Genomic DNA, 14901 nt, shown 5'->3' on the forward strand with positions numbered 1-14901 from the left:
CCCGTGAGCACCACCGAGCGGGCGCCGGCGGCACCGGCGGACGACCGCGACACCGCCCCGGCGCCGGCGCGCCCGGCCCCGGCCCGCGCGTCCCGGCGGCGGCCGGCCGACCTGCCCGCGCTGCGCCGCGGTCTCCGCCGGCGGGCGGTCCGGGCGCGGATCCGCGCCCGCCGGCTGGCCGGGCGGGCGGTCACCACCTGGCGGCGGTCGCTGCACGTGCGCATCGGCGCGATCACGATGGTCGTGGCCGGCACGGTCGTGGTGATCGTCAGCCTCGTGCTGTTCAGCCAGATCCGGACCCAGCTGCTGTCGGTCAAGGAGCAGGCCGCGATCGACCAGGCCCAGGCCGGCGTCGTCTACGCCCGGTCGGAGGTGGTGGGCATCGCCGCCGGTGACGCCGCCAGCGTCCGCGCCACCCTGGGCCGCACCGTGAACGGGCTGCTCACCCGCGGCGGCTCGGCCGGTGACTTCGACGTCGTCATGGTCTACCGCACCGGCAACGCCGAGCGGCCGCCCGCGATCAGCCGGCCCGGCGTCTACCCCGCGCTGCCCGACGACCTCCGGGCGGGCGTGCAGGGCGGCGGCCAGTACACGCAGTACGCGCTCGTCCCCGACGACACCGGCGAGCCGCAGCCCACGCTGCTGGTGGGGGTGCCCGTCCCCGGCGACGTCTCCTCCTCCGAGGCGATCGAGCTGTACTACGCGTTCCCGCTCGACCAGGAGCAGGAGACGCTGTCGCTGATCCGCAGCACCGTGGCGATCAGCGGCATCGCGCTCACCCTGTTCGTGGCCGGGATCGGCGTGCTGGTGACCCGGCTGGTCGTCGACCCCGTGCGCCGCGCCGCCGGCACCGCGCAGCGGCTGGCCGAGGGCCAGCTCGAGGAGCGGATGACCGTCCGCGGCGAGGACGACCTGGCCCGGCTGGCCACCAGCTTCAACGCCATGGCCGACAGCCTGCAGCAGCAGATCACCCAGCTGGAGGCGCTGTCCCAGCTGCAGCAGCGGTTCACCTCCGACGTCAGCCACGAGCTGCGCACCCCCCTGACGACGGTGCAGATGGCCGCCGACGTGCTGCACGAGTCGCGCGGGGACTTCCCGCCGCACGTGGCGCGGTCGGCCGAGCTGCTGCACGAGGAGCTCGACCGCTTCGAGCGGCTGCTGTCGGACCTGCTGGAGATCAGCCGCTACGACGCCGGCGCCGCCGTCCTCGACTGGGCGCCCACCGACCTCGGCGCGCTGGTGGGCCGGGTGGCCGACGGGATGACCGCACTGGCCGAGCGGCACGGCTGCGAGCTGCGGGTCACCGGCCCGGCCGACCCGGTCATCGCCGAGGTCGACGCGCGGCGGGTCGAGCGGATCCTGCGCAACCTGGTCGGCAACGCCGTCGAGCACGGCAGCGGGCAGCCGATCGAGGTGACGCTCGCGGCCAACCGGACGGCGGCGGCGGTCACCGTCCGCGACCACGGCGTCGGGCTGTCCTCGGCCGAGGCGGCGCACGTCTTCGACCGGTTCTGGCGGGCCGACCCGTCGCGGGTCCGCACCGTCGGCGGCAGCGGGCTGGGCCTGTCGATCAGCCTCGAGGACGCCCGGCTGCACGGCGGCTGGCTGCAGGTCTGGGGCCAGCCGGGCCTGGGCGCGCAGTTCCGGCTCACCGTCCCGCTGGTGGCCGGCACCGACCTCACCAGCTCGCCGCTGCCGCTGCGGCCGACGATCGTCCGCCGGCCGGGGGAGCGGCGGTGAGGCGGCTGCCGGCCGCGCTGGCCGCCCTGCTGGTGGGGCTGCTCGCCGCGTGCTCGACCGTGCCCACCGGATCCGCGCCGCAGGCGATCACCGAGGCCCAGGCCCGGCCCACCGGCGACGTCGGCATCGAGCCGCTCGGCCCGCGCGCCGGGGCGCCGCCGGAGGAGATCGTCCGCGGCTTCATCGACGCCGCCGCCAGCACCGTCAACGGCCACCCCGTCGCCGTCGAGCACCTGACCCCCGAGGCGGCCGCGACCTGGTCCGACGAGTCCGGCATCACCCTCGTGGGCCCGGACTACGCGACGGTGACCACCGGCTCGGGCGCCGTGGTCATGACCGGCGACCTGGTCGGCACCGTCGACCCGCGCGGCGTCTTCTCGGCCCCGAACGACACGGTCTTCACCCGCGAGTTCACGCTGGCCGAGGTGGGCGGCGAGTGGCGGATCACCAACCCGCCGGACGGCCTGGTCATGCTCGTCCCCGACTTCGAGCGCCTCTACGACGACCTCGCCGTCTACTTCGTCGACCCGACCGGCACCCGCGTGGTGCCCGACCCGCGGTACCTCGTCTCCGGGGACGCCCAGCCGACGACGCTGGTGCAGCGGCTGGTCGAGGGCCCCTCGCCGGCCCTGGCCGCCGGCGTCACCAACGCGCTGGGCGGCGTGACCCTGACCCGCGCGGTGACCGTCTCGGGGGCGACGGTCACCGTCGACCTCGCCGGCCTCGACGACCTCGCGCCCAACCAGCTCGCCCAGCTCGCCGCCCAGCTCGTGTGGACGCTGGACCAGCTCGAGGGCACGAACTCGGTGGAGGTGACCAGCAACGGCGAGCCGGTCGCCATCGACGGCGTCCCCACCGTCCAGCGCACCGACGACTGGGCCTCCTACAGCCCGGACTCGGTGCCCGCCGACGCCGACGGCCACTACCTCGACGCCGGCCGGCTGATGACCGTCGACGGGCAGCCCGCACCCGGGCCGGCCGGCGAGGGCGCCTACGGGCTGACCGGCGCGGCGGTGTCCGCGGACCCGCGCACCAGCGCCCTGACCGCGATGGCCGGCGTCTCGGTGAGCGGGGGCACCGCGTCGCTGCTGGCGGGCCCCTACGGCCAGCCCCTGGCCCCGGTGATCACCGGCGCCGGCCGGCTGTCGGTGCCGACGGTCGCGGCCACCCGGCCGGAGTTCTGGGTGGTCCGCGACGAGAGCACCGTCGTCCGGGTGCCGGCCTCCGGGCAGCCGCAGCCGGTGAACGCCCCGACCCTGCCCGGGCAGGGCCGGGCGACGGCGCTGCAGCTCTCGCCCGACGGCGTCCGCGCCGCCGCGGTGGTCACCCGCGGGGACGACGCCGTGCTGCTGGTCGGCACGGTCGTGCGCTCCGACGAGGGCCAGGTGGCGCTGCGCGACCTGCGCGAGGTGGCGCCGTCGCTGACCGCCGTGGTCGACGTCGGCTGGCGCACCGCCGGCAGCCTGATGGTGCTCGCCGACGGCGAGGAGGGCGTGGTGCCCTACGTCGTCGGCGTCGACGGGTGGGGGCTGGCGACGGTGCCCACCGCCGGCCTGCCGAGCGCGCCGACGGCGCTGGCGACGGCGCCGGGCCAGCTGCCGCTGGTCAGCGCCGGCGGGACGATGTGGCTGCTGGTCGGCGGCACCTGGGTGACGCTGCTGCGGGGCCAGCAGCCGGTACCGGGCACCGAGCCCTTCTACCCGGTGTAGCGGGAGGACCCCTCTGCCCCCGCCACTCGCAGGCTCGCGCCAGACCTCGTGCAGAGGCTCGCCGCGAGCTCGCGAGCGGGGAGGAGGACGAGGTCCTTCTGCCCGCAGAGGGGCCGCTCTCCACAGATGTGGTCGGACCCGGGTGCCGGGGAGCCAGGAGCCGCAGGCTGGGGTGGTGGGAGGTCTCGGCGCGGCGCTCGCCGACCTCGTGCTCCCGCGCACCTGCGCGGGCTGCGGCGTGCCCGGCCCGGCGCTGTGCCGGCGGTGCGCGGCCCTGCTCGGCGCACCGCGCGAGGCGACGCCGCGCCGGCTCCCGCCGGGCATGCCGCCCACCGTGGCCGCCGGCGCCTACGCCGGGCCGGTCCGCCCCGCGGTCGCCGCGTTCAAGGAGCACGGCCGCGCGGAGCTCGCCGGCCCGCTCGGGGCGGCGCTGGCCCTGGCCGTCGGCGTGCACGCGGTGCTGCTGCCCGGCCGGCCGGTGCTGCTGGTCCCGCTCCCGCCGACCCGGGCGGCGCTGCGGGCGCGCGGCCGCGACTGCGTCCGGGAGCTGGCCGCGGCCGCCGCCGGCGACCTGCGCGCCGCGGGGGTGCCCGCCGGGTGCGTCCGGCTGCTGACCCGGACCGGGCGGGTGCGGGACTCCGCGGGGCTGTCGGTGGCGCAGCGGCGGGCCAACCTCGCCGGCACCTTCGCCGTCCGCCCGGTCCGGCTCCCGGCCGGGGCGGTGCTCGTGGTCGTCGACGACGTCGTCACCAGCGGCGCGACGCTCACCGAGGCGGCCGCCGCGCTGGCCGCGACACGCCCGGACGGTGACACGCCGGTGCTGGCCGCCGTCGTCGCCGCGACGCCCCGTCCCGGCCCCCGGCCGGTCCGCGCGGCGCCACCTGGGTGCTTCCCGGACGGCTCCCCGAGGGCGTCGCGGGAGTCCCGCTGATCGACTGTCCGGCCCACGTGACAGCGACTAGCGTTGCATCGATCACACCCGATGACCGGGAGGTCTGATGGAGATCGTGGTCCGTGGTCGCAACGTCGAGGTGCCCGAGCACTATCGGCAGCACGTGGAGGACAAGGTCGGTCAGCTCGAACGGTTCGACGGCAAGCTCTCGCGCATCGACGTCGAGTTGTTCCACGAGAAGAACCCCCGCCAGTCCTCCAACTGCCAGCGCGTGGAGATCACCCTGCGCGGCAAGGGACCCGTGGTCCGCGCCGAGGCCGCGGCGCCGGACTTCTACGCCGCCCTCGACCTGTGCTGCGGCAAGCTCGACAACCGGCTGCGGCGGGCGAACGACCGCCGCCGCGTGCACCACGGCCGGCGCACCCCGCCCAGCGTGCGGGTCGCCGGTCCCACCGCCGCGCCGCTGGAGACCCCGGCGCTCGGCATCCCCGACGTCGAGCAGCAGTTCGCCGGGGAGCCCCTCGTCACCGACCTCGACGAGCACCTGCCCGGCCGGATCGTGCGGGAGAAGCACCACCCGGCCGTGCCCATGACCGTCGACCAGGCCCTGCACGAGATGGAGCTCGTGGGCCACGACTTCTTCCTCTTCCAGTGCGCCGACACCGGCCAGCCGACCGTCGTCTACCGGCGGCACGCGTTCGACTACGGCCTGATCCGGCTGGTGGAGCCGCCGCTGGGCACCGGGTCCTCCCACGTCGCGGCACCGGCCGAGCCCGCCGCCGTCCCGCGCTGACCGTCCCGGAGGGGCCGTGCCGTGCCGGCGCGGCCCCTCCGCCGTGTCCGGGCCCCGGGAGCCGCGCCCGGCCGGTCCGCCCCGCGGCCGCGGTGCCCGTCGGGGAGGGCCGGTCCTCAGTCGGCGGCCAGCCGGCCGAACAGCACGGCGTCGGCGCGGGTGCCGTCGCGCCGCGGCAGGGCCGAGCGGACGACGCCCTCGCGGGTGAACCGGGCCCGCAGCGCCACCGCCTGCGAGGCGGGGTTGTCCACGTCGACCACCAGGTGCACCCGGGGCGCCCCGTGGGCGAAGGCCCAGCCGGCCAGGCCGTCGGTGACCTCGGTGGCGTAGCCGCGCCGCCGCGCCCACGGCGCCACCGAGTAACCGATCTCCGGGCCGAGGTGCCGCCCGCCGAACACCAGACCCGCCGTGCCGACGAACTCGCCGTCGGCCTCGATCACCACCGGCAGTCCGGTGCCCTCGGCGCGCTGGCGCACCACCGTGTCCACGAACGCGCGGGCGTCGGCGAGCGTGTAGGGCACCGGCGCGGCGCTGATCCAGCGCTGCGTCTCCGGGTCCTGGGTGGCGCGGTGCACCGCGCCGGCGTCGTCGGGGGTGAACGGCCGGAGGACCAGCCGGGCGGTGCGGACCACCTCGGTGGTCAGGTCGATGCCGGTGAGCTCCACGGGATCAGGGTCGTGCATGTCCGGTGGTCTGTCTCGGCCCCGTCCCCGGCCCCCTGCAGGGGTCCGCCGCGAGCGTGCGAGCGGTGGGGGGCAGGGGTCCGTCTGCCGGGCCTGCGAGGGGTGGGGAGGACGGGGTCCTTCCTCAGGCGTTGCCGAGCACCCGGTCGACCGAGATCTCGACGACGACCCGCGCCGGGTTCTCCCGCGGCTGCCGGTACCGCCGCGCGTAGCGGGCCTCGGCGTCGGCTACCGCGGCCGCGTCGTCGCGCACGACCGCCGTCCCCTCGAGGGTCAGCCACCGGCGCCCGTCGACCTGGCAGACGGCGACCCGCGTCTGCCCGGCGCGGACGTGCCGGGCCTTGGCCGAGCCGCCGGAGGTGATGACGCGCGCGGTGCGGGTGTCCGGGTCGTAGGTGACGCCGACGGGGACCACGTGCGGGCTCCCGTCGGCGCGCAGCGTGGTCAGCGTGGCCAGGTGGCGCTCGGTCAGGAAGGCGAGCGCGCCGGGCCCGAGGGCGGCGGGGTCGGTGGCCACCCGGCGGAGGGTACGTGCGGCGTCCCCGGGGTGCTGGCCGGGCCGCCTACGCTGGTGTCGTGGTGTTCTCGAGAATCCTGCGAGCCGGTGAGGGCAAGATCCTCCGACGACTGGACCGGATCGCCGACGCGATCGAGTCCCTGGAGGGCGACGTCGCCGACCTCACCGACGCGGAGCTCCGGGCGAAGACCGACGAGTTCAAGCAGCGGTACGAGGACGGCGAGACCCTCGACCAGCTGCTCCCGGAGGCGTTCGCCGTCGTCCGGGAGGCGGCCACCCGCACGCTGGGCCAGCGGCACTTCCGCGTCCAGCTGATGGGCGGCGCCGCGCTGCACCTGGGCAACATCGCCGAGATGCGCACCGGTGAGGGCAAGACCCTGACCGGCGTGCTGCCGGCCTACCTCAACGCCCTGACCGGCGAGGGCGTGCACGTGGTCACGGTCAACGACTACCTGGCCAAGCGCGACGCCGAGTGGATGGGCCGGGTGCACCGCTTCCTCGGCCTGTCGGTGGGCACGATCCTGTCCGGCGAGAAGCCCGCGCACCGCCGCGAGCAGTACGCCTGCGACATCACCTACGGCACGAACAACGAGTTCGGCTTCGACTACCTGCGCGACAACATGGCCTGGTCCAAGGCCGACCTCGTGCAGCGCGGCCACCACTACGCGATCGTCGACGAGGTCGACTCGATCCTCATCGACGAGGCCCGCACGCCGCTGATCATCAGCGGCCCGGCCGAGTCCGCCGGCAAGTGGTACGTGGAGTTCGCGCGCATCGTGCCGCTGATGAAGCGGGACGAGCACTACGAGGTGGAGGAGGCCAAGCGCACGGTCGCCGTCACCGAGGAGGGCGTCGAGTTCGTCGAGGACCAGCTCGGCATCGACAACCTCTACGAGGCGGTCAACACCCCGCTGATCGGCTACCTCAACAACGCGCTGAAGGCCAAGGAGCTCTTCCACCGCGACCAGCAGTACATCGTCAGCAACGGCGAGGTGCTCATCGTCGACGAGTTCACCGGCCGCGTGCTGGCCGGCCGCCGCTACAACGAGGGCATGCACCAGGCCATCGAGGCCAAGGAGAAGGTGCAGATCAAGGACGAGAACCAGACCCTCGCCACGATCACGCTGCAGAACTACTTCCGGCTCTACGACAAGCTCTCCGGGATGACCGGCACCGCCCAGACCGAGGCGGCCGAGCTCTCCCAGACCTACAAGCTGGGCGTCGTCCCGATCCCGACCAACCGGCCGATGGTCCGTGAGGACCGCTCCGACGTCGTCTACAAGACCGAGAAGGCCAAGTTCGAGGCGGTCATCGACGACATCGCCGACCGGCACGAGAAGGGTCAGCCGGTCCTCGTCGGCACCGCGAGCGTCGAGAAGTCCGAGGTCCTGTCCAAGCTGCTGCTGCGCCGCGGCATCCCGCACGAGGTCCTCAACGCGAAGAACCACGCGCGGGAGGCGGCGATCGTCGCCCAGGCCGGGCGGCTCGGCGCGGTCACCGTGGCCACCAACATGGCCGGCCGTGGCACCGACATCCAGCTCGGCGGCAACCCCGAGTTCATCGCCGACGAGGAGCTGCGCGCCCGCGGCCTGTCGCCGTCGGAGACCCCGGAGGAGTACGAGGCCGCCTGGGACGAGGCGCTCTCCGCGGCCAAGGACCAGGTCAAGGCCGAGCACGAGGAGGTCGCCGAGGCCGGCGGTCTCTACGTGCTGGGCACCGAGCGGCACGAGAGCCGCCGCATCGACAACCAGCTGCGCGGCCGGTCGGGCCGGCAGGGCGACCCGGGGGAGTCGCGGTTCTACCTCTCCCTCGGCGACGACCTCATGCGCCGGTTCAACGGCCCGATGCTCGAGTCGATGATGACCACGCTGCGGGTCCCCGAGGACCAGCCGATCGAGTCGAAGATGGTCTCCCGGGCCATCCGCTCGGCGCAGACGCAGGTCGAGCAGCAGAACTTCGAGGTCCGCAAGGACGTCCTCAAGTACGACGAGGTGCTCAACCGGCAGCGCACGGTCATCTACGACGAGCGCCGCAAGGTGCTCGACGGGGAGGACCTGCACGAGCAGGTGCAGCACATGCTCGACGACGTCGTCCGCGCCTACGTCGACGGCGCCACCGAGACCGGCTACGCCGAGGACTGGGACCTCGAGCAGCTGTGGACCGGCCTCAAGTCGCTCTACCCGGTGGGCCTGGACCGCCAGGAGCTGATCGACCGGGTGGCCGACGGCGAGCAGGCGGCCCTGACCGCCGACGTGCTGCGCACCGAGCTGCTCGAGGACGTGCACCGCGCCTACGCGGAGCGCGAGGCGGCGCTGGGCTCGGAGGTCATGCGCGAGCTCGAGCGGCGGGTGCTGCTCTCCGTGCTCGACCGCAAGTGGCGCGAGCACCTCTACGAGATGGACTACCTGCGGGCCGGCATCCACCTGCGCGCGATGGCCAACCGCGACCCGGTCGTGGAGTACCAGCGCGAGGGCTACGACATGTTCACCGCGATGCTCGACGGCATCAAGGAGGAGTCGGTCGGCTTCCTGTTCAACCTGGAGGTCAAGACCAGGGAGCAGCAGGAGGCCGAGGCCCGGGCCCAGCAGGCCGAGGCCGAGGCCAAGGCGCTGGCCGCCGCGCAGGAGGGCACCGCCCGCGTGCTCGCCCGGCAGCGGGCGGCACAGGAGGCCGCGGCCCGCGCGGCTGCCGCGCCCGCCCCGGCCGCCGACGGCGCCGCTGCGCCCGCTCCTGCTCCTGCTCCTGCCCCCGCTCCGGCCGCTGCCTCCGCCGCCGACGACGGGGCCGCGCCCGTGTCGATGGCCAAGCCGTCCGGCGGGCCGGCGGCCCGCCGCTCGACCGGCGCCCCGGCCGGGCGGCCCACCGCCCGCAAGAGCGGCACCCGGCCCGCGGCCCCGGCGACGCCCGAGGCGGAGGCCCCGGCGCCGTCGGGCACCGGGCCGCAGCTGGCGGTCAAGGGCCTCGACGAGCCGCGCCGGCAGGAGGACCTGAGCTACTCGGCGCCCTCGCTCGACGCCTCGCCGAAGGAGAGCGGCCCGGCCAAGGCGGCCAAGACCGCCACGGTCACCGGGACCAAGGAGCCGGCCCGCAACGCGCCGTGCCCCTGCGGCTCGGGCAAGAAGTACAAGGTCTGCCACGGGGCTGCCGGTCGCTGACCGCTCCCGCGCACACCCCGGCGCCCCGCCGACCTCCGTGGTCGGCGGGGCGCCGTCGTCCCGGGATCAGGTGCGGGATGAGGGTCTTCCCTGATGTGCCGGAGCCGGGGAGCGAGGAGCCTGGCCGCATGCCCGGGACCGTCCTCGCCCCTCCACCCGACCGGGTGGGGACGCGGACCCCCGCGGCCCCGGCGCCGACGCTGCTCGACCGGCTCCGCAGTGACCGCGTGCCGGCGCAGTTCGTCCGGTTCGTGCTGGTCGGCGGCTCGGCGAACGTCGTCTACGCCTGTCTGTTCCTGGCGTTGTCCGGGCTCGGGGACCAGCCGGCCAACCTCGTCGCGGTGGTCGCCTCGACGGCCGTGGCCAACGAGCTGCACCGCCGGCTGACCTTCCGCGCCGGCGACCGGGTCGGCTGGGCGACGGCGCAGTGGGCCGGAGGGGGGATCGCCGTGGCCGGGCTGGCGACCTCCAGCCTCACGCTGGCCGCGCTCGACGCCTGGACGGTCTCCGCCGGTCCGCTGGCGTCGGCGCTCGCGGTCATCGCGGTCAGCGGCGTGGTGGGCCTCGCCCGGTTCGTCGGTCTCCGCTGGGTCCTCGTGGTCCGTCCGGGCGCGGCGGCCCACCCGACGCGGGTGCGGACCTGACCGTCAGCCGATCGACAGGGCGGTGCACCGCCAGCGGCCGTCGATGCCCTCCAGCCGGGCGGCCACCGCGTGCGCGCGGCCGGCCCGCCGCGCCACCGCGCTGACCTCCGCCACGCCGTCGACCGGCTCGCACACGTGCACCGGGCCGAGCAGCAGCGGCGCGGTGCCGGCGGCGCACCAGACCGGTCGCCGTCCCGCGACGAGCGCGGCGTGCACGCCGGGGGAGGCGAGCCGCTGCACCTGGGCCAGCGGCCGGCGGCCGGCCAGCGCCTCGAGCACGGTCGTGAACAGCAGCCGCCCGGTGGCGCGGGGGTCGGGGAGGTCGACCCGTACCGACCAGGCCGGGCCGAAGAGGTCCGGCCTGCGGCGGCGGGGTCCCTCCGGCGCCGGCCGCGGACCGGGCCGGTGCGGCGGACGGGGCGGCGGCGTGGTGGGGTCGACCAGGGCGACGGCCGGTCCGGTCAGCGGCGGGTGCAGCGGCGGGACGAGGCTCAGCCGCAGGGTCCGCAGCGGCGCGGCGGTCGGCGGGACGGGCTGGGTGGACGCGGTCACGGGGGCTCCCGGGGTCGGGTCGGGGTGGGGGCGACGGGGGCCGGGGGAGCGGCCGGACGGGTTCGGCGGGGTGCGGCCCTCACGGCGGCGGGCGCAGCACCTGACCGGGCAGCAGCAGGTCGGGATCGGGGCCGATGACGGCCGCGTTCGCCGCCCACCAGCGGCCGACGGCGGCGGCGGTCGCGGAGTCGGGGGGCTCGACGCCGGTGCGGGCGCGCAGGTCGGCGGCGGCGATGGTCCACAGGCACTCGCCGCGCAGCACGACGTGCTCGCCGGGGGCAGGCATCGGCCAGTCGGGCACCGCGGGGGCGGGGACGGGCGCCGCGGGGGCGGGGACGGGCGCCGCGGGGGCGGGGACGGGCGCCGGCCAGTCGGGGATGGGCGCCGGCCAGTCGGGGACGGCCAGCGGGGCCGGCGCGCCGGTGGTCGCGACGACGACGGGCTCCGCGGTCGCGCACCCGGTCAGCACCGGCGCCGTGACCAGGCCGACGCCGAGGGCGAGCGCGGCGGCCCGCCGGCCGGACGCCGGGACCACCCGCCGCAGGAGGACGCCGGCGGCGGCTCCGGCCAGGCCGGGCAGCGCCGACAGCGCGGTGAGCACCAGCCCCAGCGCGCCCCAGGCCCAGACGGCCCAGGCGGCGGCCGCGACCGCGTCGAGCAGCAACGCCTCGGGGCCGGCGGTGTCGACGAGGGCCTGCAGGTCGCCGCCGCTGCGCAGGAGAGCGGCGAGGTCCGGGGTGAGCGCACGCAGCCCGGCGGCCAACGCGGCCATGACCGCCGTCGTGATGACGAGTCGACGTGCCGACACGAGCCCTCCTTGCGTTGACGTCGGCGTACTGAAGCAAGCAAATGCGATCAAACGCAAGAGTCCTTGTGGATCTAGGCTCGGCGACGTGCGCTGGCAGCAGCTGTTCGCCGACCTGCAGGCGGAGTTCGAGGCGGCCGCGGTGGCCGAGGAACGGGCCGAGCTCCCGTCCCGGTCCCGCGCGGAGGTCGGGGCGCTGCGGCTGGCGGACCGGCTCGGCGGGGCCGTGGGCGGACACGTGTCGCTGCGCTGCCGCGGCGCCGGGGAGGTGGCCGGCCTGCTCACCGGGCTGGGGCCGGACTGGGCGCTGCTCGACGACGGTTCCGGGCGCGAGGTGCTGGTGGCACTGCCGGCCGTCGTCGCGGTGTCCGGGCTGGTGCGGACCACGGCCGCCGCCGCGCCGCCGTCGGCCGTCCGGGCCGCGATGGACCTGCGCCGGGCGCTGCGCGGGCTGGCGCGCGACCGCAGCACCGTGGCCGTCGTCCTCGACGACGGCGGGGTGCTGACCGGGACGGTGGACCGGGTGGGGGCCGACTTCGTGGAGCTCGCCGAGCACGCGGCCGACGACTTCCGCCGGGCCGGCGCGGTGCGCGGCGTGCGGGCGGTGGTGCTCTCGGCGGTCGCCGTGGTGCGGACGCTCGCACCCGGCGCCGCCTGACCTCAGCGGGTGCGGCGCCGTCCCCGGGCGGGCGCCTCGCCGGCCGGGACCTCGTCCCCGGTGGCCTCCGCGCCGTCGGCCGCGACCTCGTCGGCGGGGGGCACCGCGCCGGCGCGGGCCTCGGCGTACTTCTGCTGGATGAAGCGCTCCAGCTCGTCGACCTCGACCCGCCACTGGCCGCGGCCGCCGATCTGGATGGCGATCAGCTCCCGCCGCCGCACGAGGGCGTAGGCCTGCGACCACGAGACGTTGAGCGTCTCGGCGACGTCGTCGAGGGTCAGGAAGCGCGGTGTGGGCATGGGGCTCTCCGTCCGGTCCCCGCCAGTCTGTCAGGAACGCACTCACCCGCACGCTTCCCGTCCACACCCGAACGTGTGGACAACCGGTGCACGCATCCGCATCCGTACCGCATCATCTGCGTCCGACCGAGCCTCGCCGTGCCGGTCGGGACGGACGCCCGCCGGTCGGCGGGCCGCCGGGGGATGCCCGGCCAGCGGAGGGAGGAGCGCCCGGTGAGCGCTGCGACGCGCACGGTGCCGGCGGGCCCCGCCGCGGAGACGCCGGCCGGGCCGGTGCCGCGCCGCGTGCGCCCGCCCCGCTGGCTGGACCTGCGCCTGGTGCTCGGCGTGCTGCTCGTCCTGGGCTCGGTGCTGCTGGGAGCCCGCGTGCTCACCGCCGCCGACGCCACCGTGCCCGTGTGGTCGGTGACCGCCGACCTCGCCGCCGGCACCGTGCTCGGCCCCGAGGACCTGGCCGCCGTCGACGTCCGGCTCGGCGACGCCGCCGGCGCCTACCTGTCCACCGGCACCGACCCCGCGGGCCGGACCCTCGCCCGGGCGGTCCGGACCGGCGAGCTGCTGCCCCGGACCGTGCTGGAGGAGCCGGAGGACCTCGTGCAGGTCGCGCTGCCGGTGCAGGCCGGCTACGTGCCGCCGGGCCTGGTCCGCGGCTCGGTCGTCGACGTCTACGGCGTCACCGACCCGGCGGGCACCGCGACGGGGGAGGGCGTCGTGCTCGTGGTCGGCTCGGCACCGGTGCAGGCGGTCAGCGGCCGGGCGGAGGGCGTCCTCTCGACGACGACCACGACCGTGCAGGTGGTGGTCGGCGTGGCCGCCGACGAGGCGCCCGACGTGCTGGCCGCGATCGGCGGCCGGCCGCTGGTGGTCGTGGTGCACGGGTCCGTCGACGACACCCGTGCGCCCGCGGTCCCCCGGTCCCCGGCCGCCACCTCGTCGTCGGCCGCCACCTCGTCGTCGGCCGCCACCTCGTCGTCGGTGCCGACCTCCTCGTCGCCGCCTGCGACCCCGACGCCGGGCCCGAGTCCGGCTCCCGTGCCCGTCCCGCCGGTGCAGCCCGCGCCCGCGCCGGTGGCGCCCGTGGCCCCGCCGGTGGCCGTCGACCCCGCGGCCGGTGCCCCCGCCGCGCCCGCCGCCTGATGGCGCTGCAGGTCGTCACCGCGGTCACCGGCGCGCCGTGGGAGGCGGCGCTGGTCGGTGCGCTCGACCGCGCCGACCACGGCGTCACCGTCGTGCGGCGCTGCGTCGACGCCTCGGACCTGCTGGCCACCGCGGCCACCGGCACCGCCCAGGCCGCCCTGCTGTCGGCCGACCTGCACCGGCTCGACGGCGACGCGGTCGCCCGGCTGGCCGCCGCGGGGGTGGCCGTCGTCGGGCTGGCCGATCCCGGGGACGAGCGCGCCGGCGACCGGCTGCGCGCCCTCGGCGTGGGGACGGTGCTGCCGGCCGACGCCCCGGCCGAGGACGTCGTGCGCGCGCTGCGGGACGCCGTCGCGGGCGGGCCGGCGGCCGGGCGCGACGTCGCCGACCCGCGCGCGGCGCTGCCCGCCCCGGCGCTGTCCGGGCCGGAGCCGGAGGAGCAGCGGCCCCCGCGCGGCCGGGTCGTGGCGGTGTGGGGCCCGACCGGCGCGCCCGGCCGGACCACCGTCGCGGTCGGTGTCGCCGACGAGACCGCCCGCCTCGGCGTCCCCACGCTGCTGGTCGACGCCGACGTCTACGGCGGCGTGGTCGCCCAGGTGCTCGGGCTGCTCGACGAGTCGCCGGGGCTGGCCGGGGCGGCGCGGCAGGCGGCGGCCGGCACGCTCGACGGCGCCGCGCTCACCCGGCTGGCCTGGTCGGTCCGCCCGCACCTGGCCGTGCTGACCGGGCTGGCGCGCGCCGACCGCTGGCCCGAGCTGCGGCCCGCCGCGGTCGCCGCGGTGCTCACGGAGGCGCGGCGGGCGGCCGACCTCGTCGTCGTGGACTGCGCGTTCAACCTCGAGGAGGACGAGGAGCTGTCCTTCGACACCGCCGCGCCCCGGCGCAACGGCGCCACGGTGACCGTGCTCGAGTCCGCCGACGACGTCCTCTGCGTCAGCGGCGCCGACCCGGTGGCGCTGCAGCGCACCGTCCGCGCCCTCGGCCAGCTGCGCGACCTGCTGCCGGAGGTGGAGCCGGCGGTCGTGGTCAACCAGGTGCGCCGCGGGCCGGTCCCCGGGGACCCGCGCGAGGAGATCGCGGGCGCCCTCGAGCGCTTCTCCGGCCGCGGGGTCCGCGCGTTCCTGCCGGCCGACCGCCGCGCCACCGACGCCGCCCTCGCCTCCGGCCGGACGCTCGCCGAGGTGGCCCCCGGCTCCCCGCTGCGCGCCGCCCTGCGGTCGCTCGCCGCCGGGCTCGCACGGGTGCCCGAGCCCTCCGCGGGCCGGCGCGGCCGCCTCCGCCGGAGGGCCGGGTGACGCCGCCGTCCCGGCCCGGCGC

General features: G+C 77.0%; 14 protein-coding genes. 9 read left to right on the forward strand and 5 right to left on the reverse strand.

Translation table 11 applies throughout. The features are described 5' to 3' along the window. Positions 1-3: 3 nt before the first annotated feature. The 4 genes from mtrB to hpf all read left to right on the forward strand — a co-directional run bounded on the left by mtrB (position 4) and on the right by hpf (position 5134). Positions 4-1740: an MtrAB system histidine kinase MtrB gene (gene mtrB, locus ACI8AK_RS01750; RefSeq protein ID WP_456903290.1), complete on the forward strand. Its 1737-nt coding sequence runs from the start codon at positions 4-6 to the stop codon at positions 1738-1740. Next, entirely contained in the window at positions 1737-3449 is a 1713-nt protein-coding gene (locus ACI8AK_RS01755; protein WP_387991516.1) for an LpqB family beta-propeller domain-containing protein, read from the forward strand. The genes mtrB and ACI8AK_RS01755 overlap by 4 nt, the downstream gene beginning before the upstream one ends. A 175-nt stretch (positions 3450-3624) precedes the next feature. Beyond that, positions 3625-4380, forward strand: coding sequence for a ComF family protein (locus tag ACI8AK_RS01760; RefSeq protein ID WP_456954920.1), 756 nt, complete (start codon positions 3625-3627; stop codon positions 4378-4380). Positions 4381-4447: 67 nt separating this feature from the next. Continuing rightward, positions 4448-5134 carry a ribosome hibernation-promoting factor, HPF/YfiA family gene (hpf, locus tag ACI8AK_RS01765; protein ID WP_387991522.1) on the forward strand — a complete coding sequence of 229 codons (687 nt, stop codon included), beginning with the start codon at positions 4448-4450 and terminating at the stop codon, positions 5132-5134. 116 nt (positions 5135-5250) lie between these two features. On the opposite strand, the gene ACI8AK_RS01770 is transcribed toward hpf, so the two are convergent. Both ACI8AK_RS01770 and ACI8AK_RS01775 read right to left on the reverse strand, forming a co-directional pair. Further along, positions 5251-5799: a GNAT family N-acetyltransferase gene (locus tag ACI8AK_RS01770; RefSeq protein WP_456903288.1), complete on the reverse strand. Its 549-nt coding sequence runs from the start codon at positions 5797-5799 to the stop codon at positions 5251-5253. A gap of 142 nt (positions 5800-5941) precedes the next feature. Beyond that, positions 5942-6334, reverse strand: a complete 393-nt coding sequence (locus ACI8AK_RS01775) for a TIGR03618 family F420-dependent PPOX class oxidoreductase (protein ID WP_387991528.1) — start codon at positions 6332-6334, stop codon at positions 5942-5944. Positions 6335-6393: 59 nt separating this feature from the next. On the opposite strand from ACI8AK_RS01775, the gene secA reads away from it, so the two are divergent. Both secA and ACI8AK_RS01785 read left to right on the forward strand, forming a co-directional pair. Next, positions 6394-9489, forward strand: a complete 3096-nt coding sequence (secA, locus tag ACI8AK_RS01780; RefSeq protein WP_456903287.1) for a preprotein translocase subunit SecA — start codon at positions 6394-6396, stop codon at positions 9487-9489. Between the two features lie 128 nt (positions 9490-9617). After that, the gene (locus ACI8AK_RS01785) at positions 9618-10133 is read left to right on the forward strand and encodes a GtrA family protein (protein ID WP_456954921.1); all 516 of its coding nucleotides are present in this window, start codon (positions 9618-9620) and stop codon (positions 10131-10133) included. 3 nt (positions 10134-10136) lie between these two features. On the opposite strand, the gene ACI8AK_RS01790 is transcribed toward ACI8AK_RS01785, so the two are convergent. Then, positions 10137-10685, reverse strand: a complete 549-nt coding sequence (locus tag ACI8AK_RS01790; RefSeq protein ID WP_456954922.1) for an Rv3235 family protein — start codon at positions 10683-10685, stop codon at positions 10137-10139. A 79-nt stretch (positions 10686-10764) separates the two neighbouring features. Continuing rightward, positions 10765-11493: a LysM peptidoglycan-binding domain-containing protein gene (locus ACI8AK_RS01795; RefSeq protein WP_456954923.1), complete on the reverse strand. Its 729-nt coding sequence runs from the start codon at positions 11491-11493 to the stop codon at positions 10765-10767. Between the two features lie 85 nt (positions 11494-11578). Here ACI8AK_RS01795 and ACI8AK_RS01800 point away from each other — a divergent pair, with 85 nt between their 5' ends. Next, the gene (locus ACI8AK_RS01800) at positions 11579-12148 is read left to right on the forward strand and encodes a hypothetical protein (RefSeq protein WP_456954924.1); all 570 of its coding nucleotides are present in this window, start codon (positions 11579-11581) and stop codon (positions 12146-12148) included. A 2-nt stretch (positions 12149-12150) separates the two neighbouring features. On the opposite strand, the gene ACI8AK_RS01805 is transcribed toward ACI8AK_RS01800, so the two are convergent. Continuing rightward, a complete protein-coding gene (locus ACI8AK_RS01805; RefSeq protein ID WP_387991546.1) occupies positions 12151-12447 on the reverse strand; it encodes a helix-turn-helix domain-containing protein in 297 nt (98 codons plus the stop codon). A 213-nt stretch (positions 12448-12660) separates the two neighbouring features. Between ACI8AK_RS01805 and ACI8AK_RS01810 the strand changes: the two genes are divergently transcribed. Next, complete coding sequence (locus tag ACI8AK_RS01810; RefSeq protein WP_387991549.1) at positions 12661-13584, forward strand: SAF domain-containing protein; 924 nt, start codon at positions 12661-12663, stop codon at positions 13582-13584. Continuing rightward, positions 13584-14879, forward strand: a complete 1296-nt coding sequence (locus tag ACI8AK_RS01815) for an AAA family ATPase (RefSeq protein WP_456954925.1) — start codon at positions 13584-13586, stop codon at positions 14877-14879. The genes ACI8AK_RS01810 and ACI8AK_RS01815 overlap by 1 nt, the downstream gene beginning before the upstream one ends. Positions 14880-14901 lie beyond the last annotated feature (22 nt).

It is taken from the genome of Geodermatophilus sp. SYSU D00867 (genome assembly GCF_054050315.1).

Bases quoted from the DNA above. Each gene is read 5' to 3' on its own strand.
- hpf (WP_387991522.1), top strand. From the start codon at position 4,448: ATGGAGATCGTGGTCCGTGGTCGCAACGTCGAGGTGCCCGAGCACTAT.
- ACI8AK_RS01785 (WP_456954921.1), top strand. From the start codon at position 9,618: ATGCCCGGGACCGTCCTCGCCCCTCCACCCGACCGGGTGGGGACGCGG.
- ACI8AK_RS01805 (WP_387991546.1), bottom strand. From the start codon at position 12,447: ATGCCCACACCGCGCTTCCTGACCCTCGACGACGTCGCCGAGACGCTC.
- ACI8AK_RS01815 (WP_456954925.1), top strand. From the start codon at position 13,584: ATGGCGCTGCAGGTCGTCACCGCGGTCACCGGCGCGCCGTGGGAGGCG.